Raw genomic sequence first — 23,517 nt, 5'->3', positions numbered from 1 at the left:
CCGGTATCCAGATCAGGAAACGAGGCATGCCGCGTCTGGTTGAGGACAGCGTGACTCCGGACACCGGATTGTCATGCCTTATCTTCATGTTGCGCCTGATGGGCCATCCCGCCGATCCGGAGCAGATCCGTCACAATCATGCCGTTCGTGGCCGGGCGATGGAGACGCTGGACATCCTGCGCGCCGCAAAGCGCTTCGGCCTGAAGGCGCGATCCGTCACCACAAGCTGGGATCGGCTGGCCGCCACGCCGTTGCCTGCCATCGCCAAGCGCCGTGACGGGCGCTACTTCATCATCGCCAAGATCGACGGCGACCGGGTGCTGATCCAGGACCCGCTCGAATCGAAGCCGCTGGCCCTGCCGCGCGCGGTGGTCGAACCGGCCTGGGCGGGCGAACTGGTGCTGATGGCGCGCCGGGCCGGGCTGGATCTGGCGCAGGTCCGTTTCGGAATCGGCTGGTTCGTGCCGGCGCTGCTGAAATACCGGCGGCTGTTTTCGGAAATCCTGCTCGCCTCCTTCATGCTGCAGGTGTTCGGGCTGATCAGCCCGCTGTTCTTCCAGGTCGTCGTCGACAAGGTGCTGGCCCACCGCAGCCTGACCACGCTGGACATCCTCGTCGTCGGCCTCGTCGTGGTCTCGCTGTTCGAAACGGTGCTGGGCGGCCTGCGCAGCTACCTGTTCTCGCACACCACCAGCCGGGTCGACGTCACGCTGGGCGCACGGCTGTTCGACCATCTGCTGGCGCTGCCGCTGCCCTATTTCCAGGCGCGCCGGGTCGGCGACAACGTGGCGCGGGTGCGCGAGCTGGACCGGATCCGCGATTTTCTGACCGGATCGGCCCTGACCCTGGTCATCGATCTGGTCTTCACGGTCGTCTTCCTGGCGGTGATGTGGTGGTACAGCCCGGCCCTGACCGGGATCGTGCTGGCGTCCCTGCCGGTCTATGCGGCGATCAGCCTTGCCGTGACGCCGGTCCTGCGGCGGCGGCTGGAGGCCAAATTCGCCCTTGGGGCGGAGAACCAGGCCTTTCTGGTCGAGAGCATCTCCGGCATCGAGACGCTGAAGGCGATGGCGGTCGAACCGGAGATGCGCCGCCATTGGGAAGAAAGGCTGGCCGCCTATGTCGGCGCCGCCTTCCGCGCGTCCAGCCTGGGGGTGGTCGCCGGCCAGGGCGTCCAGCTCGTGTCGAAGCTGACCATGGCGGCCCTGCTCTATGTCGGTGCGCAGGAGGTGATCGACGGCGCGCTCACCATCGGCGCGCTGGTGGCGGTGAACATGCTGGCCGGCCGCGTGTCGTCGCCGGTGCTGCGGCTGGCCCAGCTGTGGAACGATTTCCAGCAGGCCCGCGTCTCCGTCGAACGGCTGGCCGACATCCTCAACACCACACCGGAGCCGGCGGCCAAGCCCGGCCGGCTGCCGTTGCCCACCATCCGCGGCCGCATCCGCTTCGACCGGGTCGGCTTCCGCTATCGCCCCGATGCCTCGCCCACCCTGCAGGGCATCGACCTGACGGTGGAGGCGGGGGAGACGGTCGGCATCGTCGGCTCGTCGGGGTCGGGGAAAAGCACGCTGACCAAGCTGGTGCAGCGGCTCTATGTCCCGGAATCCGGCCGGGTGCTGATCGACGACGTGGATCTGTCGCTGGTGGACGTGGCGTGGCTGCGGCGGCAGATCGGCGTCGTTCTCCAGGAGAATGTGCTGTTCAACCGGTCGATCCGCGACAACATCGCGCTGGCCGATCCCGGCATGCCGATGGAGCGGATCGTCGAGGCGGCGCGGCTGGCCGGGGCGGACCGCTTCATCCTGGGCCTACCGGAAGGCTACGACACGGTGATCGGCGAACGCGGCGCCAGCCTGTCGGGCGGACAGCGCCAGCGCGTCGCCATCGCCCGCGCGCTCGCCACCGATCCGCGCATCCTGATCTTCGACGAGGCGACCAGCGCGCTGGACGTCGAGAGCGAGGCGGCGATCCAGGCCAACATGCGCCGCATCTGCGACAACCGCACAGTGTTGATCGTCGCCCACCGGCTGTCCACCGTGCGCGGCTGCGACCGCATCGTCACGGTGGAGGAGGGGCGGATCGCCGAGCAGGGCACCCACGACGAGCTGATCCGGCTCGGCGGACGCTATGCGGCGCTATGGCGCATGCAGGCGGGCGGACAGGCGGAGGTCGATCATGGCGTCGCCTGAGAGCGCAGCCGAAGCGGCGCCGGCTTCCGATGCTCCGGCCGCATCGCCACCACTGCCACCCTCAAGGCCTCTTCCAGCACCGCCGCGCCTCCGTCCGCGCCGCGGGCACGAGCTGGAATTCCTGCCGGCTGCGCTGGAGGCGATGGATACGCCGCCGTCGCCCTGCGCCAGGGCGGTGTCGCTGCTGATCGTCGCCTTCGCCGTCATCGCCGTCGCCTGGGCCTGGATCGGCCACATCGACATCACCGCCGTCACCCGCGGGCGCCTCATTCCCAGCGACCGCAACAAGCTGGTGCAGACGCTGGAGCCCGGCATCGTCCGTGCCATCCGCGTCACCGAGGGGCAGCAGGTGGAGCAGGGCGCGGTCCTGCTGGAACTCGACCCCACCGACAGCGCCGCCGACGCCGGCCGCGCCGAATGGGAACTGGCGATGGCGGAGACCGAGGCGTCCCGCCTGCGGGCCGGGCTGGCCGACCGACGCAGCTTCGACCCGCCGCCAGCCGCCGACGCCGCCCTGGTGGCGCTCCAGCGCTCGATCCTCGTCAACCAGCTGACCGCCCGCGACGCGGCGCTCGACGCCATCGGCAGCCAGGAACGCCAGCGCCGGGCGGAAATCGCCGCCTTGGCTGCCGAGAAGGCGCGGCTGGGCGCCACCCTGCCGCTGATCCGGGAGCAGGTGCAGGCCAAGCGGAACCTGTCCCAGCGCGGCTACAGCCCGCGCTTCGACCTGCTAGAGCTGGAGAAGGAGCTTGCCGAGGTCGAATATGGCGCCGTCGCCGCGAAGAACCGCGAGGCCGAGGCCGAAGCGGCGCTGAAGGGGCTGGCGGACGAGAGGCGGCGGGTGACCGCGGAGTTCGACGGCAAGGCGATGGCCGATCTCGCCGATGCCGAAAAGCGCGCCGCCGCCTTGCGCCAGGAACTGACCAAGGCGGCGCGGCGGCGGGAGCGGCAGCTTCTGACCGCCCCGGTCGGCGGCATGATCCAGCAGCTTGCCGTCCACACGGTCGGCGGCGTGGTCACGGCAGCGGAGCCGCTGATGGTGATCGTGCCGGCGAACCGCACCCTGATCGTCGAAGTGCAGGTGGAAAACAAGGACATCGGCTTCCTCCATCCCGGCATGCCCGCGGAAATCAAGGTCGATGCCTTCCCCTTCACCCGTTACGGGCTGCTTCCCGGCACGGTCCTGTCGGTTTCGCATGACGTGATCCTGCCGCCCGACGGGGCGGCGGCACGCACCGGGGCGGCCGAACCGGTGGCCACGGCCGAGCGGGACGGCCCCAAATTCTCCGCCCGCATCGCGCTGGAGCGCACCGCCATCCGCGGCGAGACCGGCGAGGACATCGCGCTGGCGCCCGGCATGGCGGTGACGGCGGAGGTGAAGACCGGCCGCCGCCGCGTCCTCGACTACCTGCTCTCCCCGGTGCTCGCGCACGTCCACGAGGCGATGCGCGAGCGATAAGACCTAAGTCCTAATCCTTAAATCCTAAGCTCACTCCCTTTCTCCCGATCCGACCCACCAGCCGCGAGGCCCGGAGCAACCGGGCCGACATTTCCGGAGGACAAGCCGATGACCAGCACCGTGACCACCGACGGCGACGATCTGCTGACCGGTGACTGGCGCGCCGACACGCTGAGCGGCGGTGCCGGCAACGACACCCTGATCGGCGGCGACGGCAACGATTGGCTGGACGGCGGCGACGGCAATGACCGGCTGGATGGCGGAACCGGCAACAACAGCCTGTTCGGCGGTGCCGGCAACGACACGCTGCTCGGCGGCAGCAACAACGACACGCTGGATGGCGGCGCCGGCAACGACGTGATCTCCGGCGGGACCGGCAACGACCTGATCCGGGGCGGCGACGGTGCCGACAGCATCGACGGCGGGGAGAACGACGACAGCATCGACGGCGGCAGCGGCAACGACACCATCGTCGGGGGCGGCGGCCGTGACGTGGTGACTGCCGGCGACGGCGACGATCTGGTGACGGACGGCGCCGGGGTGTGGAGCGACGACCGCTTCGACGGCGGTGCCGGCAACGACACGCTGGAGGGGGGATACGGCAGCGACACCCTGATCGGCGGGGCGGGCAACGACCGGCTGACCGTCGGTGACGATTACAGCGGCGATTGGCTGGACGGCGGCGACGGCGACGACACGTTGACCGGCGGGATGGGCGCCGACCGGCTGGCCGACGGTGCCGGGACCGACCTCGTCCGGGCTGGCGGCGGCGACGATCTGCTGGACCATGTCCTGTCTGATCAGGCGGGCAACGACACGCTGGACGGCGGTGCCGGCTATGACCGGCTGCGCGTGGCGCTGACCGCCGGTCAGGTGACCGCCGCCGTCGCGGCCGACCTCGTCCAGTTGGCGGACTTCATCAGGCGCCATGGCGATGACGGCCAGAGCTTCACCGGTCAGGCGATCCGGCTTGTCGCCAACAACTGGAACGCGCTCGAGGTAACGGTGGACGGCCGGCCGGTGGCGGTCGCCGATCTGGCCGGCATGGTCGTCGCGGCCCCCAACCGGGCCCCGGTCGCCGCCGATCAGGCATTGAGCGGGATGGAGGATATGCCGGTCACCGGGTCGGTCGGCGCGGTCGATCCCGACGGCGACGCGCTGACCTATGGCGTCGGTGCCGGACCGGGCCATGGCCGGCTGGTGCTGGAGGCCGACGGCCGCTTCACCTACCGGCCCGATGCCGATTATGCCGGCACCGACAGCTTCCGCATCGATGTGGCCGACGGCCGGGGCGGGGTGACCAGCCAGACCGTCACCGTCACGCTGGCCGGCGTCAACGACGCCCCGACCGGCGTGACGCTCGACGGGGCTGCCATCGCCGAACATGCATCGGCCGGGACCGTCGTCGGCACCGCCCGCGGCAGCGACCCGGACGGCGACGCGCTGTCCTACAGCCTGACCAACGATGCCGGCGGGCGCTTCGTGATCGACGCGGCTACCGGGGTGTTGTCCGTCGCCGCCGGGGCGGAGCTCGACTATGCGCAGGTTCCCGCCCATGCGGTGACCGTCCGCGTCACCGATGCCGGGGGACTCAGCACCGAGCGGGTCTTCCACATCGGCGTCACCGCGGCCCGGAACGACGGGGCCGCCGACATCGACGGGCTGTCGCCGGCCGACGAACAGGCGTTTGAGGCTGGCGAGGCGCAGGTCGGCGGCAACGACGCGCTGATGGGCGACTGGCGGGCGGAGACGCTTGATGGCGGCGCCGGGAACGACACGCTGGGCAGCGGCGGTGGGGGCGGCACGCTGCTGGGCGGGGCCGGCGATGACCTGCTGAATGGCGATTGGGGCGAGGACAGCCTGCGCGGTGGGTCGGGTGCCGACACGCTGCGCGGCGGATCGCAGAGCGACCGGCTGTTCGGCGGCTCCGGGAACGATCTGCTGGACGGCGGCAGCGAGGACGACACGCTCGACGGCGGGACCGGCAACGACAGCCTGTACGGAGGCAGCGGCGCCGACCTGCTTTATGGCGGCATGGGCGACGATCTGCTGGATGGCGGCACCGACGCCAACCGGCTCTATGGCGGCAGCGGCAACGACACGCTGCTGGGCGGCGACGTGAGCGACACGCTGGACGGCGGCAGCGGCGACGATGTCATCCGCGGCGGCACCGGGGCCGACATCATCAGCGGCGGTGCCGGCAACGACAGCATCGACGGCGGTGAGAACGATGACAGCATCGACGGCGGCAACGGCAACGACACCATCATCGGCGGTGGTGGCCGCGACATCGTGCTGGCCGGCGACGGCGACGATCTGGTCAGCGACGGCGACGGCGTGTGGAGCGACGACCGCTTCGACGGCGGTGCTGGCAACGACACGCTGGACGGCGGCCTCGGCAGCGACACGCTGATCGGCGGGGCCGGCAACGACCGGCTGACGGTGGGCGCCGATTACAACGGCGATTGGCTGGACGGCGGCGACGGCGACGATACGCTGGTCGGCGGGCTGGGTGCCGACACCCTGCTGGGCGGCGCCGGCAACGACGTGCTGAAGGGGGGCGGCGGCAACGATGTCCTCGACGGCGGCGACGGCATCGACATCGCCGATTACTCTGCCGAGACCGGCGCGATCTCCATCGATCTTGCGACCGGCGAGGTGCGCCACGGCGGCTGGATGGCCGACCGCGTGTCGGGCATCGAGACCATTCTGGCCGGTGGCGGTGCCGACACGCTGGCCGGCGACGGCGGCGACAACAGCCTGTCCGGCGGGGCCGGGGACGACAGCCTGTCGGGTGGGGCGGGGGACGATCTGCTGGACGGCGGCAGCGGTGCCGACCGGCTCGACGGCGGGGACGGCATCGACACCGCCACCTATGCGGCGTCCGGGGCGGGCGTGACCGTCGATCTGGCGGCCGGCACGGGTGCCGGCGGCGATGCCGAGGGCGACCGGTTGACCGGCATCGAGACTGTCGTCGGCTCCGCCCATGACGACCGGTTGACCGGCGACGCTGCCGCCAACCGCCTGGAGGGCGGTGACGGTGACGATCTGCTGGCAGGGGCCGGCGGCGCCGATACGCTGATCGGCGGCGAGGGGACCGACACTGCGGACTATTCCGCGTCCGAAGCCGGCGTGACGGTCGATCTCGCGGCCGGCACCGGCCTGGGTGGCGATGCCGAAGGCGATGTCCTGTCGGGCATCGAGAATCTCACCGGCTCAGCCCAGGATGACCGGCTGACCGGCGACGGCGGGGCGAATGTTCTGGATGGCGGTGCCGGGGACGACACGCTGGCGGGTGCCGGCGGCGGCGACAGCCTGATCGGCGGCGCCGGCATCGACACCGCCGATTACTCGGCTTCGGCCGCCGGGGTGTCCGTCGATCTGGCGGCGGGCACGGCGGCCGGCGGCGATGCCGAGGGTGACGTTCTGTCGGACATCGAGAACCTGACCGGCTCGGATCACGACGATCTGCTGGTGGGCGATGCCAACGGCAACCTGCTCGACGGCCGCGGCGGCAACGACACGCTGATCGGACTTGGCGGTGCCGACACGCTGATCGGTGGCGAGGGCGTCGACCTTGCCGACTATTCGGCATCGGCCGACGGCGTGACCGTCGATCTGTCGAGCGGCACCGGCATTGGCGGCGACGCGGACGGCGACCGGCTGTCCGGCATCGAGAATCTGACCGGCAGCGCCTTCGGCGACCGGCTGACCGGCGATGACGGCGTCAACCGTCTCGACGGTGCCGACGGTGACGACACGCTTGCCGGATTGGGCGGTGCGGACACGCTGATCGGTGGCGATGGCATCGACCTTGCCGACTATTCCGCCTCCGATGCGGGCGTGGCGGTGGATCTGTCCAACGGCAGCGGCCTGGGCGGCGATGCCGAGGGCGACGTGCTGTCCGGCATCGAGAACCTGACCGGTTCCGACCATGACGACACGCTGACCGGTAACAGTGGCGCGAACCTGCTCGACGGCGGAACGGGCGACGATCTGCTGGCCGGTGGCGCCGGTGCCGACACGCTGCTCGGCGGCGAGGGGACGGACACCGCCGACTATGCCGCATCCTCCGGCGCTGTCGCCGTCGATCTGGCGGCGGGCACCGGGACCGGCGGCGATGCAGAAGGCGACCTGCTGTCCGGCATCGAGAATGTCATCGGCTCGGTCGGCACCGACCGGCTGACCGGCGATGCCGGCGCCAACCGGCTGGATGGCGCCGCCGGGGACGACTGGCTGTCCGGCGGTGCCGGAGCCGACACGATGATCGGCGGCGACGGCATCGACAGCGCCGATTATGCGGCCTCCGCGGATGGCGTCACGGTCAACCTGACCGGCGGCAACGGTTCGGGCGGCGATGCCGAGGGCGACGTGCTGTCTGGTATCGAGAACCTGTCCGGCTCCGACCATGACGACCGGCTGACCGGCGATGCGAGCGCCAACTGGCTCGACGGGCGCGGCGGCAACGACACGCTCGCCGGGCTGGGCGGTGCGGATACGCTGATCGGCGGCGACGGCATCGACACCGCGGAGTATCTGTCCTCCGCCGCCGCGGTGAGCGTCAGTCTGGCCAGCGGCACCGGCAGCGGCGGCGACGCCCAGGGCGACCGGCTGAGCGGGATCGAAAACCTGACCGGCTCCGCCTTCGGGGACCGGCTGACCGGCGACGGCAGGGCCAACGTCCTGGATGGTGCCGGCGGCAACGACACGCTGGTGGGCGGGGCGGGGGCCGACACGCTGATCGGCGGGGCCGGCAGCGACACCGCCGACTATTCGGCGTCCGGCGCGGCGGTGATCATCGATCTGTCGGTGGGCACCGGGCTTGGCGGCACGGCGGAGGGGGATGTGCTGATCGGGGTCGAGAACCTGTTCGGTTCGACCCGCGCCGACCTGCTGACCGGCGATGCGCAGGACAACACCCTGCGCGGCGGCGCCGGTGCCGACACGCTGATCGGCGGGGCCGGATCGGACACCGCTGACTACACCGGGTCTGCCGCCGGGGTGACGGTCAGCCTTGCCGATGGAACGGCAACCGGCGGCGACGCCACCGGCGACGTGCTGTCGGGGATCGAGAATTTGACCGGCTCCGCCGCCGACGACCGGCTGACCGGCGATGCCGGCGCCAACCGCCTGCGCGGCGGCAGCGGCAACGACACGCTGATCGGCGGGATCGGTGCCGACAGCCTGAGCGGCGGGGCGGGGATCGACACCGCCGACTATTCGGCGTCGGATGCCGCGGTGTCGGTCAACCTCGCCACCGGCATCGGCCGCGGCGGCCATGCCGAGGGCGACCGGCTCGACGGGGTGGAGAATCTGATCGGCACCGGCCTTGCCGACAGCCTGACCGGCGACGGTGCCGCCAACTATCTGGACGGCCGCGGCGGTGCCGACAGCCTGTCCGGCGGGGCGGGTGACGACACGCTGCGGGTGCTGGACGACGGCTTCGCCGGCATCGACGGCGGCAGCGGCTTCGACACCCTGCGCTTCGAGGGCGAGCGGCTGGTGGTGACCGGCGCCGACGCCGGCGGCGTCCATGGCGTCGAGATGATCGATCTCGGCCATCCGGGCCGCCAGACCCTGATCCTGAACGAGCAGGGCATCGTCGCCGACACCGGCGGGGCGCCGCTCTACGTCACCGGCGACCGCAACGATCTGGTGACCTTCAAGGAGTCCGGCTGGCGCCGCGGCGGCAGCCAGACCGTCGGTTCCGTGCTGTACAACCTGTACAGCCGCGGTGCGACCACGGTCTATGTGCAGGACGGCGTGCGGATGTTCGGCGACCTCGTGGTCACCGGCACCGCGGGGGACGATGTCCTGACCGCGCCGTCGGGCGCCGGCCATGTGGTGGTGTTCGGCGAGGGCGGCAACGACACGGTGCGGCTCGGTTCCGGCTTCCGGCATGAGATCGCGCATCTGGTGCGGATCGACGACGACCTGCACATCCTGTTCGACGCGCAGGGCGGCCCGGCCGGGGAGGATGGCTATGCCCGCGACCGCATCACCATCATGGGGCATTTCGCCCCGAATGGTGCCGCCGGAGCGGGGGACGGCAGCGTCCGCCAGATCCAGTTCGCCGACGGTGTGGTCTGGCCGGTGTGGGGCGATGACCTGCTGCTGGGCAGCACCGGCGACGACACCGTCGCCATCGAGCCCGGCTTCGCCAGCCACAGCCTGCATGCCGATGCCGGTGTGAACGTCATCCGCTTCGGCGCCGACGTGAGCGCCGACGATCTGCGCCTGTCGCGCAAGGGCGACGACCTGGAGATCCGCATCGTCGGGACCGACCGCTCGCTCCTGCTGTTCAACCATTTCTCGGCCGAGGCGCTGGCCGGGGCCGGCAATGGCGGGGTGGAGGCGATCGAACTGGCCGACGGCAGCCGCTGGCGCGTGCGCGGCAACGACATCCGCATCGGCAGCAGCGGCGACGACCGCATGGTCTTCGGGCTCGATGGCGGGCAGACGATTCTCTACGGCAGCGCCGGTGCCGACACCATCGCCTTCGCGTCGAACATCGACCCCGACCGCATGCGGCTGACCCGCGAGGGCGACGACCTGCGCGTCTCCTATGACGGCAGCGGCGCGTCCTGGTTGATCAAGCAGCAGTTCGACGGCAATGCCGACGGCTATCGGACCATCCGCTTCGGCGATGGAACCGAATGGTCCATCGACAACACCCGCCTGATCGCCGGCACCGCCGCCGACGAGCGGGTGGAGGTGGCGGCGGGGCTGGGCGAGCGCGTGCTCGCGACCGGCGGCGGCCACGACGGGCTGGTGCTGGGCGCCGGCATCGTCCCGTCGCAGGTGGCGCTGCACCGGGATGGCGACAAGCTGGTCATCCAGATCGGCAACGCCGACGACCGGGTTGTGGTGCTCAACCACTTCAACGACGCGGGCGCCGGCAACGGCGTGCTGCGCAGCCTGACCTTCGCCGACGGGACGGTGTGGCCGCTGGACGGCGGGGCCGGATTCCGCATGGGCGGCGACACCACCGACGTGTTCGCCTTCAAGCCGGGCGACGGGGCCGTCACGCTGTTCGCCGGCAAGGGCATCGACACGCTGAACGTCGCATCCGCCATCGGCGCCGACAGGCTGGGCTTCACGCGCCAAGGCGACGATCTGGTCATTTCGGTGAAGGGTTCGACGGACAAGGTCACCGTGCTGAACCATTTCGCCACCGGCTGGGGGGCGTCGCTGCTTGAGAACGTCTATGCCGGCGGACGCTTCTGGAACCTGTCCGATCCCGCCCTGCTGATCGGCGGGGCCGGCGACGACAGCTACACCCTGACGGTCGGCGGCGGTTCCAAGTCGATCCTGCCCGGTGGCGGCAACGACCAGATCGTCATCGGTCCCGGCATCGACAAGGCGAGCGTGACCATGCAGCGGGTGGGTGACGATCTGGTGATCGGCCTGCGCACGCTGCCGGACAAGCTGACCGTGCTGAACCACTTCTCCGGCGGGGCGAGCGGCGGCGTGCACACGCTGCGCTTCATCGACGGCGACACGTGGAACATCTGGGGCGCCAGCATCATGGTCGGAACCAGCGCCACCGACACCTTCACCGCCGCACCGGGCATCGGCCATGTGTCGCTCTACCCCGGTGGCGGCAGTGACCGCCTGCGGCTGGGGACCGGCTTCGACAGCCTGGACACGCTGGTGCGCCGGGTCGGCGACGACCTTGAGATCGTCATGCGCGACGGCAGCGACACGGTCAAGGTGCTGAACCATTTCCTGGGCAACGAGGCGCGCGACATCGCCTTCGCCGACGGCAAGATCTGGACGGTCGGCGGTCCCGGCGCCCGCATCGGCACCGACGGTGCCGACCGGTTCCTGCTGTCGCCCGGCTCCGGCGCCGTCGTCGTCTATGGCGGCGGCGGGCAGGGCGGTGGCGACCGCATCGAGGTGGCGCCCGGCATCGACCCGTCCACCGTCCGCCTGACCCGTGTCGGCAACGATCTGCGCGTCACCGCCGGTGCCGACAGCATGACCATCGTCAACCAGTTCGCCACCGGCGGCGTGGTGGCGATTCCCGAGATCGTCTTCCCCGGCGGTGTCGTCTGGCCGATCATCGGCACCAACGTCTTCATCAGCGGCGGCGGGGCGGAAACGATTCCCGCCGGGCCGATGTACATCTATCCCGGCGCGGCCGGCCAGCATCTGGCCATCGACGCCGATCCGGGCAAGACCCGCATCGTGCGCGTCGGCAACGACCTGCACCTGACCATCGTCGGCCAACCGAACGAGATGGTCATCGTCAACCATTTCGCCATGAACGGCATCGGCGATCTGGTCTTCAACAACGGCACCACCTGGAACATCCAGGGCGGCAAGGTGCTGATCGGCGGCACCGGCCACGACCAGTTCGTGATCCAGCGCGGCATGGGCGACGTGATCGTCTATCCCGACAGTGCCGGCGACGACACCCTGCGCTTCGTCGACACGGTGGACGGATCCAAGATCCGGGTGGCGCGCATCGGCGACAATCTGCGCATCACCATCGACGGCACGGCGGACGCGCTGACCATCGTCAACCATTTCGCCGGCACGCCGATGGACTCGCTGACGCGCCCCGACGGTTCGGTGCTGCCGCTGACCGGCGACAATCTGCTGATCGGCGGCCAGGGCGGAACGGTCTTCCTGATCGGCGAAGACAGCGGATCGAAGACCATCTATGCCGAAGGCGGCGACCGCGTGGTGTTCGAGGACATCGACAGCACGGAGGTGCGGCTGATCCGCACCGGGTCCGACCTGCAGGTCTTCATCGACCGCACGCAGCAGGTGGTGACCGTCCTCAACTATTTCGGCGGTGTCGGCCAGCTGGACTTCTCCGACGGGCGGGTGTTCGACCTGTATTCGCCCTACACGCTGATAGGCGGCGGGGGCGGCGACCGCTTCACCATCGGCAAGACCGGTCCGGCCACCCAAATCGTCCATGCCGGGGGCGGCGGCAGCCAGATCGTCTTCGGGCCGGATGTTTCCCCCGGCGACGTGACTCTGCGGCAGGACGGCGTCGATCTGGTGGTCGCCTTCATCGGCAGCGGGCGCGTCGTGCGCGTCGTCAACCACTTCACCGCTCCCACCGATGGGCTGGCGCGCGGGTTGGACGCCATCACCTTCTCCGGCGGCGTGACGCTCAACCTGCAGGGCGACAGCGTGATGTTCGGCCAGCAGGGAACCGACGACTTCACCATCCTGCCTGGCCAGGGCCAGCGCTACCTCTTCCCCGGCGGCGGCAGCGACCGGCTGTATTTCGGTCCTGGCATCGACCCGGCGCTGGTGCGGATGGAGCGCGACGGCGTCAACCTGCACATCTTCACCGACGACGGCAGCGTCGACCTGACGGTGGTCAACCATTTCGGCCCCACCGGGCTGGCGGGCAGCGGGTCCGGCCTGTCCACTGTCCGTTATGACGACGGCCAGAGCTGGGCGGTTGCCGGCAACGGCATCCTGATCGGCAGCCGCGGCAACAACAGCTTCAGCGTCGGTTCCGGCAGCGGCCCGGTGACGATCCACCCGGCGGGCGGGGATAACCGGCTGGTCTTCGGCGCCGGCATCCCGCCGGCCAACCTGCGTCTGGTGCGCGAGCATGACGATCTGCGCATCGTCTCGGCCGACGGCACGGTCAACGTGCTGGTGGTCAACCATTTCCTGAACCAGCTCGATGAGATCAACTTCGCGGCCGGGATTCCGTGGGTGCTGGGGGCCGGCAACGTCTATATCGGCGGCGACGGCCCGTCGGTCTTCCGCTTCGGCAGCATCGACACCGACCTGATCGTCTTCCCCGGCAGCGGCGACACGGTGGGCCTGCCCGATGGGCTGGACTGGAAGGACGTCGTGCTGACGCGGTCCGGCGGCGACCTGATCGTGCAGGTCCGTGCCACCGGCCGGCAGATCCGCATCGTCAACCATTTCTCGGCCAGCGACGGCACGAGCGGGCTGGCCGGGCTGACCTTCTCGGACGGCACCACCATGCCGCTGGGCGAACTGGCGATGCTGGGCGGCACCGGCGGCGACCTGCTGACCGGGGCGGCGACCGACGACCTGCTGCTGGGACAGGACGGCGATGACCGGCTGAGCGGCGGCGGCGGCAACGACACGCTGATCGGCGGCATCGGCAACGACACGCTGGACGGCGGGGCTGGCAACGACGTCTATGTCTACCGCATCGGCGACGGGCGCGATTACATCCTGGACAGCGCCGGGCTCGACCGCATCGAGTTCGGTCCCGGCATCGGCCGCGGCGATCTCTATTTCGCGCGGTTCGGCAACGACCTCTACATCCGCTTCCGCGGGCGGCCGACCGACGAGATCGTGGTGACCGGACGCTTCGACATGGCGGGCGACGGCGCGTCCTTCGTGGAGCGGCTGGCCTTCGCCGACGGCACCGGCTTCGATCTGACCCGCACCGACATCGCGCTGGAGACGGTGGCGACCGCGGCCGCGGAGTATCTGCAGGGCTACAATGTCGGCGACCGGATCGAGGGGACGGCCGGCAACGACACGATCCTCGGCTATGCCGGCAACGACACGCTGATCGGCGGCACCGGATCGGATTCCATCGATGGCGGTACCGGCGACGATCTGATCGACGGCCGCGACGACCCCGGCACCGACGGCGCGAGCGATGTGATCCAGGGCCGCGACGGCAACGACACCGTCCTGGGCGGCGGCGGTTCCGATATCATCTTCGGCGACATCGGCGACGACAGCCTGTCGGGCGGCGGCGGCAACGACAGCATCGACGGCGAGGACGGTGATGACACCATCGACGGCGGGACCGGTGCCGACTCCATCCGTGCCGGCGGCGGCAACGACGTCTATGTCTACCGCATCGGCGACGGGCGAGACACCATCATCGATGCTGCCGGGTTCGACCGCATCGAGTTCGGTCCTGGCATCGGCCGCGGCGATCTCTATTTCGCCCGTTTCGGCAACGACCTCCACATCCGCTTCCGCGGGCGGTCCACCGACGAGATCATTGTCACCGGCCGCTTCAACGGGGCGGGCGATGGCGCGTCCTTTGTGGAGCGGCTGGTCTTTGCCGACGGCACCGGTTTCGACCTGACCCGCACAGACATCGCGCTGGAGACCGATGCGACCAATGCCAGCGAGTATTTGCAAGGCTACAATGTCGGCGACTGGATCAACAGTCGGGGCGGCGACGACACCATCTTCGGCTATGGCGGCGACGATACGCTGATTGGCGATACCGGCTGGGAGGTGATGTATGGCGGCGACGGCAACGACCTGATCGATAGCCGCGGCGATTCCGGTACCGATGGCCGTTTCGACCGCTCCTACGGCGAGGCCGGCAACGACACCATCCTCGGCGGCGGTGGCTCTGACGCCCTGTCCGGTGGAACCGGCGACGACAGCATCGAGGGCGGCGGCGGCAACGACAGCATCTATGGCGATGAGGGAACCGATATCCTGTCCGGCGGCGACGGCGCCGACTTCCTTTCGGGGGGCGACGGCAATGACGGCCTGTCCGGCGGGGCGGGGGCCGACACGCTGGACGGCGGGGCCGGCAACGACCTGCTGGAGGGTGGCGACGGCGACGACAGCCTGCTGGCCGGCGATGGCGACGACACGCTGATTGGTGGCGGCGGCACCGACAGGCTGTTCACCGGAGCCGGCGACGACACGATCCGCTTCGACGGCGGGCGCGAGACCATCACCAATGAAGCCGGCGCCGACACGCTGGAGATCGGTGGCGGGCTGACGCGGGCCGACATGTATTACGCCCGCTTCGGCAACGACCTGTATCTGCGTTTCCGCAACCGAAGCGACGAGGTGGTTCTGACCGGACGCTTCGACAAGGCCGGCGACGGCGCGAGCTATGTCCAGACCGTGCTGTTCGCCAACGGCGACCGGGCCGACCTGTCCGATCCCGCGCTGGTGCTGGAAACGGTGGCGAACGAGTTCAACGAGACGCTGGAAGGCTACAACGCCAACGACACCATCAGCGGCCTTGGCGGCACCGACACCATCCTCGGTTATGGCGGCGACGATCTGCTCGATGGCGGGGCCGGCAACGACGTTCTGCTCGGCGGCACCGGCAACGACCGGCTGCTCGGCGGTGCCGGGGCCGACCGGCTCGAAGGTGGCGACGGTGACGACACGCTGGAGGGCGGCGACGATGCCGATCTCCATTATGGCGGTGCGGGCAACGACCTGATCGTCGGCGGGGCCGGGACCGACTACATGGAAGGCGGTGAGGGCGACGACCGCCTGTCCGGCGACGCCGGCAACGACACGCTGTACGGCGATGCCGGCAACGACAGCCTGCAGGGTGGCGACGGCGACGACCTCCTTTCGGGCGGCGACGGCGCCGACACGTTGGAAGGCGGGACGGGGGCCAACACCATCCTGACCGGTCTGGGCGACGACGTGATCCGCCATGCCGGCGGCCGGGACACCATCACCAACGAGGGTGGCAATGACGTCCTGGAAATCCGCAGCGGCCTGCGGCGGGAGGACCTGTATTACGCCCGCTTCGGCAACGACCTCTATCTGCGCTTCCGCGGCGCGGCCGACGAGATCGTGCTGAAGAACCGCTTCAACGGCGCGGGCGACGGGGCGAGCTATGTCCAGACCCTGCTGTTCGCCGATGGGCAGCGGGCGGACCTGACCGACCCGACGCTGACGCTGGAGACGCTGGCGACCGCCGGTTCCGAAAAGCTGGAGGGCTACAATGTCGGCGATCTGATCCAGGGCGTCGGCGGCAACGACACGATCTATGGCTATGGCGGAAACGACACGCTGGATGGCGGGACCGGCAACGACCAGATCTACGGCGGGTCGGGTGACGACACGCTGATCGGCGGTGCCGGTGACGACCGGCTGAACGGCGACGATGGCGACGACCTGCTGCAAGGCGGCGACGGCAACGACAGCCTGACCGGCGGGGTCGGCGATGACACCCTGATCGGCGGCGTGGGAGCCGACCAGCTCTATGGCGGCGACAGCAACGACCTGATCGACAACCGGGACGATACCGGCACCGGGGCGTCGCTGAACGTCGCCTATGGCGAGGCGGGCAACGACACCATCCTCGGCGGCGACGCGGCCGAGACCTTCTCCGGCGGGGATGGCGATGACCGGCTGGAGGGCAACGCCGGCAACGATTGGCTGGAGGGCAATGCCGGCAACGACACGCTGTTCGGCGGGGCCGGCAACGACACGCTGTCCGGCGGGGCCGGCGACGACAGCCTGTCGGGCGATACCGGTGACGACAGTATCCAGGGCGGCGATGGCGCCGACACGCTGGAAGGCGGGACGGGAACCAACACCATCCTGACCGGCCTGGGCGACGACGTGATCCGCCATGCCGGCGGCCGGGACACCATCACCAACGAGGGCGGCAACGACGTCCTGGAAATCCGCAGCGGCCTGCGGCGGGAGGACCTGTATTACGCCCGCTTCGGCAACGACCTCTATCTGCGCTTCCGCGGCGCGGCCGACGAGATCGTGCTGAAGAACCGCTTCAACGGCGCGGGCGACGGGGCGAGCTATGTCCAGACCCTGCTGTTCGCCGACGGGCAGCGGGCGGACCTGACCGACCCGACGCTGACGCTGGAGACGCTGGCGACCGCCGGTTCCGAAAAGCTGGAGGGCTACAATGTCGGCGACCTGATCCAGGGCGTCGAGGGCAACGACAGCATCTACGGCTATGGCGGGAACGACACGCTGGAGGGTGGAGCCGGCAACGACCAGCTCTATGGCGGGTCGGGCGACGATACGTTGAGCGGTGGGGTCGGTGCCGACCGCCTGGAAGGCGGAGACGGGCTCGATACGCTGGATGGCGGGGAAGGGGACGACACGCTCTATGGCGACGCCGGTGACGACACGCTGATCGGCGGGGCCGGCAACAACACGCTTTACGGCGGAACCGGGAACAACGTCATCCGCTTCGATGGCGGTCAGGACATCGTCTACAACACCGGCGGCAACGACGTCGTCGAACTGGATGCGTCCTTCGACAGGGCTGCGCTCTATTTCTCCCGCTTCGGCAACGATCTCTATGTGCGCTTCACCGGCCGCACCGACCAGATCGTCGTGAAGGACCGCTTCAACGGTGCCGCCGACGGTGCCGCCTATACCCAGACCCTGCGCTTCGCCGACGGATCGCTGGAGGATTTGACCCGCAAGGATCTGGTGATCCAGACGACCGGCGGGGCGGGAGGCGAGAAGCTGGAGGGCTACAACGTCGATGACAGCATCGATGGGCAGGGCGGCAACGATGCGATCTACGGCTATAGCGGCAACGACACGCTGACCGGTGGAACCGGCAACGACGATCTGCATGGCGGTGCCGGCCAGGATGTCGTCGATGGTGGGGACGGCAACGATCTCGCCTATGGCGGCGCTGGCGACGACAGCGTTTCCGGTGGAAGCGGCGAGGATCGCCTGTGGGGCGACGAGATTTCGTCGACGGGAAACGAGGTGGTTCTCGTCCGCATCCGAATGGGTGCGCACTACATGCAGAAATGGCCGCTGACAACGATCTCTATCGACGGAACGGCAATTCTTTATCAAAGAATTACTGTTCCCTACTCCTACTCGGACGGACCGTTCATAGGTCAGGTCTCCGATTTCGTGTTTACGCTTCGGGACCGGTCCGTCGTCTCCAATCTTACGATTTCCGTTGCCCGTGAGTCCGGCAACAATCCTCAGGACAGAGCTTGGGTCTATGTCGCCGGGATCGAGATCAACGGCGTGCCTTTCCCTGGCACCGACGGCGTGTACTATCCGGATGGAACCACGCCCATTCGCTGGATTTCCGAGGGCTTCAGCTATACGTGGGGTGTCGGGTCCGCCGCGCCGCCGCTATCGGCCAATGAACCCACCGGCAACGATTCCCTGACCGGCGGCGACGGCAACGATGCGCTGGGCGGCGGTCTGGGCGATGACAGGCTGTCGGGAGACAGCGGCAACGACACCATCCTCGGCGGTGCGGGCAACGACACCATCCTGGGCGGTTCCGGTTCCGACGAGATGCACGGTGGTGCCGGCGACGACCTGATCGACAATCGTGACGATCCGAGCGCCGGTGGGATCAATGACGTATCCTATGGCGGCAGCGGCAACGACACCATCTATGGCGGTGGCGGGGTCGACGTGGCCTATGGCGGGGCGGGGGACGACCTGATCGACGGTGGCGGCGGCACCGACTATCTCTATGGCGAGGACGGCGCCGATTCCATGTTCGGTGGCGCCGGTGCCGATTACCTCTACGGTCAGGCGGGCAACGATACGCTGGACGGCGGGACCGGCAACGACACCATCGACGGCGGGGCCGGCGACGACGTGATCCGCTTCACCTCCAGTGACGGTGTGGACAGCATCACCGGCGGCGGCGGCAACGATGTGCTGCTGCTGGGTGCGGGACTGAGCCGGGACCGGATGTACCTCTCGCGCATCGGCACCGACCTGCACTTGAACTTCCGCGATACCGGCGACCGCATCGTCCTGGCCGGCCGGTTCAGCGGCGAGGGCGACGGTGCGAATTTCGTGCAGACCGTGACGTTCGCCGATGGAAGCACCGTCGACCTGTCCGCCCAGACCATCGTGATGGAAACCTATGGGCAGTCGACCGCGGAAACCATTTACGGCTACAGGGCCAACGACACCATCGACGGTGCCGGCGGCAACGACACCCTGTACGGCTACGCCGGCGACGACCTGCTGATCGGCGGAGACGGCAACGATGCGCTGTATGGCGGAACGGGCGCCGACCGGTTGGACGGTGGTGCCGGTGCCGATTATTTCGAAGGCGGCGACGGCGACGACAGCCTGTCCGGCGGCGCAGACAACGATACGCTGTACGGCGGTGCCGGCAACGACACGCTGTTGGGTGGCGTCGGCGCCAATTCCATCGACGGCGGTGCCGGCAACGACCGCATCGTCTATGAAGGCGGCGCAGACACCGTGGTGGGCGGCGGCGGCAATGACGAGCTGGTCTTCGGCGAAGGCTACAGCCAGTCCGACCTGCGGTTGGAACGGTTCGGCAAGGATCTCCATCTGGTCTTCGACGATCTCGGCAAGCGGATCGTCGTCGCCAACCGCTTCAACGGCAATGGCGAGGGGGCGAACTATGTGCAGACCCTGCGCTTCGCCGATGGCGGAACGGTGGATCTGTCCAGAACCGACCTGTTCATCGCCACGCGCGACAGCGACGTTGGGCATGTGCTGGAAGGCTACAATGCTGGCGATGTGATCCGTGGCAACGGCGGCACCGACGCGATCTATGGCTATGGCGGCAACGACACGCTGTATGGCGGCACCGGCGTCGATGCCCTTTACGGCGGCGATGGCGACGACCTGATCGACAGCCGGGACGATACCGCCAGCGGCGACAGTGCTTATGGCGAGGCGGGCAACGACACGCTGTATGGCGGTGCCGCCAACGATGCGCTCTATGGCGGCGACGGCGACGACCTGATCGAGGGGAATGCCGGGAACGATTCCATCAAGGGCGATGAGGGCAGGGACAGCCTGTCTGGCGGTGCCGGTATCGACACATTGTATGGCGGCGGCGGCAACGACACTCTGAATGGCGATGACGGTAACGATATTCTGTATGGCGACGCCGGCGACGACAGCCTGCTGGGCGGGGCGGGGGTCGACACGCTGTATGGCGGTGCCGGTGCGGACATCCTGTCCGGCGGGGACGATGCCGATACGCTTTACGGCGAGGACGGCAACGACACGCTGGCCGGCGGTGCCGGCGCCAACTGGATCGTCACCGGGGCTGGCGACGACCTCGTGCTTTACCAGGGCGGCGCCGACACGGTGACCGGCGGCGGCGGCAACGACACGCTGTCCTTCGGTGAAGGCTACAGCAGCGACGATCTGCGGTTCGAGCGTTACGGCAACGACCTGCATGTCCGCTTCAACGGCAAGACCGACCGGATCGTCGTTGCCAACCGGTTCAGTGGCGCCGGCAACGGCACCAATTACCTGCAAACCCTGCTGTTTGCCGATGGAAGGACCGTCGATCTGAGCAATCCGGGGCTCATCATCGACACCTGGGACGATGCCGCTGCCCGCACGCTGGAAGGCTATGCCGCTTCGGACACCATCCATGGCGGTGGCGGCAACGACAGCATCTATGGCTATGGCGGCGACGACAGCCTGTATGGCGGGGCGGGAAGCGATCAGGTGTTCGGCGGCGCCGGCAACGACCTGCTCGACAACAGCGATGACATCAACGGCAACGACACGCTGTCCGGCGACGATGGTGACGACACCCTGAGCGGCGGCGGCGGCGGCGAAACCCTTTACGGCGGCACTGGCGACGATCTGCTCGACGGAGGTGCCGGCAATGACGCCCTGTCGGGTGGCGACGGCGCCGACACGCTGCTGGGCGGCACCGGCAACGACGCCCTGGCGGGCAACAACGGTTCAGACGAACTGTATGGCGGCGACGGCATCGACACGCTCAACGGCGGGGCCGGCAACGACTTCCTCTATGGCGAGGCGGGCGACGACAGCATCCAGGGGGGCGACGGCGACGACGTCATCCAGGGCGGAGCCGGCAACGACCTTCTCTATGGCGAGGCGGGCAACGACACCATCCGGGGTGGCGACGGCGACGACAACATCGACGGCGGCGCCGGCGACGATCTGGTGATCTATGACGGCGGCCGGGACACCATCATTGGCGGCGCCGGCAACGACACGCTGCTGTTCGGCGAGGGATTTGCGGCCGACCAGCTTCAGATCACGCGCCTCGACAACAATCTGGTGCTGAGCTTCCGCGACCGGCCGGAGCAGGTGGTCATCTCCAACCGCTTCAGCGGCGGGGGCGATGGCAGCAACTATCTGGAGACCGTCCGCTTCCAGGACGGGACGGAGGTGCGGCTGTCGGATCCCGCCCTGCGGCTGGACTTCAGCGGCAGCGCCGGCAATGACGCGCTGTTCGGCTATGCGAACGGCGACCTGCTCGACGGGCGGGGCGGCAACGACGTGCTGGCCGGCTATGCCGGCAACGACACGCTGATCGGCGGCACCGGCCGCGACGAACTGCATGGCGGCGACGGCGACGATCTGCTGGACAGCCGGGCGGATGTTGCCGGTTCCGGCGACTTCGACGTCGCCTATGGCGAAGGCGGCAATGACACCCTGCTGGGCGGCGGCGGCAACGACAACCTTTCGGGCGGTGAGGGCAACGACAGCCTGTCGGGCGGCGACGGCAGCGACGCCCTGGCGGGCGGCAACGGCAACGACACCATGGACGGCGGCGTCGGCGCAGACGTGCTTGCCGGAGATGACGACGATGACCTGCTGACCGGCGGCGCCGACAACGATACGCTGGTGGGAGGCAACGGCCGGGATGTGCTGGAAGGCGGCGACGGCAACGACAGCCTGATCGGCGATGCCGGGTTGGGAGGCGCCTATGACATGTTCGAGCCCGCGACGACAGCCTTCACCCAGAACTACATCCGCAACCTCGGGTGGAGCATCGACAGCTACACTCCTCGGCTGCTCGGGGATGTGAACGGCGATGGCCGGGCCGACGTCGTCGGTTTCTCCAGCACCACGGTCCAGGTCTCCCTTGGGCAGGCTGACGGCACTTTCGGGCCGACCTTGCAAGCCTATAACGGATCCTTCACGGAAAGTTACGGGTGGCGCCTCCAGAGCGAGAACGTGCGCCAACTGGCCGACGTGAATGGCGACGGCCGGGCGGACATCGTTGGGTTCGGAAAAAATGAGGTGCTGATCGCCTTGGGTCAGGCGGACGGGACTTTTGCGCAGGCAAAAACGGCGCTGAGCGGTATCTTCACCAACAACAGCGGCTGGACCAGTTCGGAGCAATATCCCCGGCTGCTCGGCGATGTGAACGGCGATGGCCGGGCGGACATCGTCGGTTTTTCCGGCGGCGCCGTGCTGACTGCTTTGGGACAGGCCGATGGGACCTTCGCCAGTGCACAGGTCGCTTACCAGGGCGGCTTCACCATCGGCACCGGTTGGTCGCAGGAATTCTACAATCCACGGCAGTTGGGAGACGTTGATGGCGATGGGATGACCGATATCATCGGTTTCGGGGACAATCGGGTCTATGTCGCCCGGGGCCGGGCCGACGGGACCTTTGCCCCGGCGATTGTTGCCAACAACGGCTCATTCTCCAGGTATGCGGACGACTACCCGAATGCAAACCAAGTTCCTCGCCAGGTTGGCGACATCAACGGCGACGGACGTGCGGACATTATCGGTTTCCATATGTCTGGATATTATGTATCGCTGGGTCAAGCGGACGGAACCTTCAGCCGGGTGTTCCGCGGTCGTAACGAGTTTGGATACGACTACTGGAACGCATACACCACTATGCCGCGGGAGCTGGCGGACGTCGATGGCAATGGAAGCGCCGATATCGTCGGTTTCGGCTCCTACAGCGTCATGGTGGCCCGGTCGGTGCTCAACGACGACACCTTGAGCGGCGGTGCCGGGGACGACACGCTGGTCGGCGGGCTGGGCAGCGACGTCTACCGGTTCGGACGCGGGGACGGGCGCGACCGCATCGTCGAGAACAGCGGAGACATCGACCATGACCGGCTGGTGTTCGACGCCGGTATCGATGCCCATCAGCTCTGGTTCACAAAGTCGGGCACCGATCTGGAGGTGCAGGTGGTCGGCACGGCCGACAAGGTGACTGTCGCCGGCTGGTACAGCGGCGTCGAGCATCAAATGGACAGCATCGAGACAGCCGACGGCAGCGTGCTGCTGGACTCCATGGTGGACCGGCTGGTGCAGGCCATGGCAGGGTTCGCTCCGCCGGCGGCCGGTACAATGAGCATCGATCCCGATGCCTTGCCGCAGGTCGAGGCCGCCATCACCGCCGCCTGGCGGTGAAGGGCCGGGGAGCAATGG

Annotated in this window: 3 protein-coding genes; all 3 read left to right on the top strand. The window is 68.8% G+C overall.

Going from position 1 to position 23,517, the window contains the following annotated elements:
- The first annotated feature begins 26 nt into the window (after positions 1-26).
- The 3 genes from ABNQ40_RS12495 (at position 27) to ABNQ40_RS12485 (ending at position 23,499) form a co-directional block, all read left to right on the top strand.
- Entirely contained in the window at positions 27-2,189 is a 2,163-nt protein-coding gene (locus ABNQ40_RS12495; protein WP_109051640.1) for a type I secretion system permease/ATPase, read from the top strand.
- Positions 2,176-3,648, top strand: a complete 1,473-nt coding sequence (locus tag ABNQ40_RS12490; RefSeq protein WP_109051639.1) for an HlyD family type I secretion periplasmic adaptor subunit — start codon at positions 2,176-2,178, stop codon at positions 3,646-3,648. The genes ABNQ40_RS12495 and ABNQ40_RS12490 overlap by 14 nt, the downstream gene beginning before the upstream one ends.
- Before the next feature lie 108 nt (positions 3,649-3,756).
- Positions 3,757-23,499: a calcium-binding protein gene (locus ABNQ40_RS12485; protein WP_391346698.1), complete on the top strand. Its 19,743-nt coding sequence runs from the start codon at positions 3,757-3,759 to the stop codon at positions 23,497-23,499.
- Positions 23,500-23,517: the final 18 nt, after the last annotated feature.

The sequence above is a fragment of the Azospirillum sp. A23 genome, from assembly GCF_042938965.1.
GTDB classification, from domain to species: Bacteria; Pseudomonadota; Alphaproteobacteria; order Azospirillales; family Azospirillaceae; genus Azospirillum; species Azospirillum melinis.
Note: the sequence above shows the minus strand (reverse complement) of the source record. Positions and strands in the feature narration are given on the sequence as shown.

Bases quoted from the DNA above. Each gene is read 5' to 3' on its own strand.
- ABNQ40_RS12495 (WP_109051640.1), top strand. From the start codon at position 27: ATGCCGCGTCTGGTTGAGGACAGCGTGACTCCGGACACCGGATTGTCA.
- ABNQ40_RS12490 (WP_109051639.1), top strand. From the start codon at position 2,176: ATGGCGTCGCCTGAGAGCGCAGCCGAAGCGGCGCCGGCTTCCGATGCT.
- ABNQ40_RS12485 (WP_391346698.1), top strand. From the start codon at position 3,757: ATGACCAGCACCGTGACCACCGACGGCGACGATCTGCTGACCGGTGAC.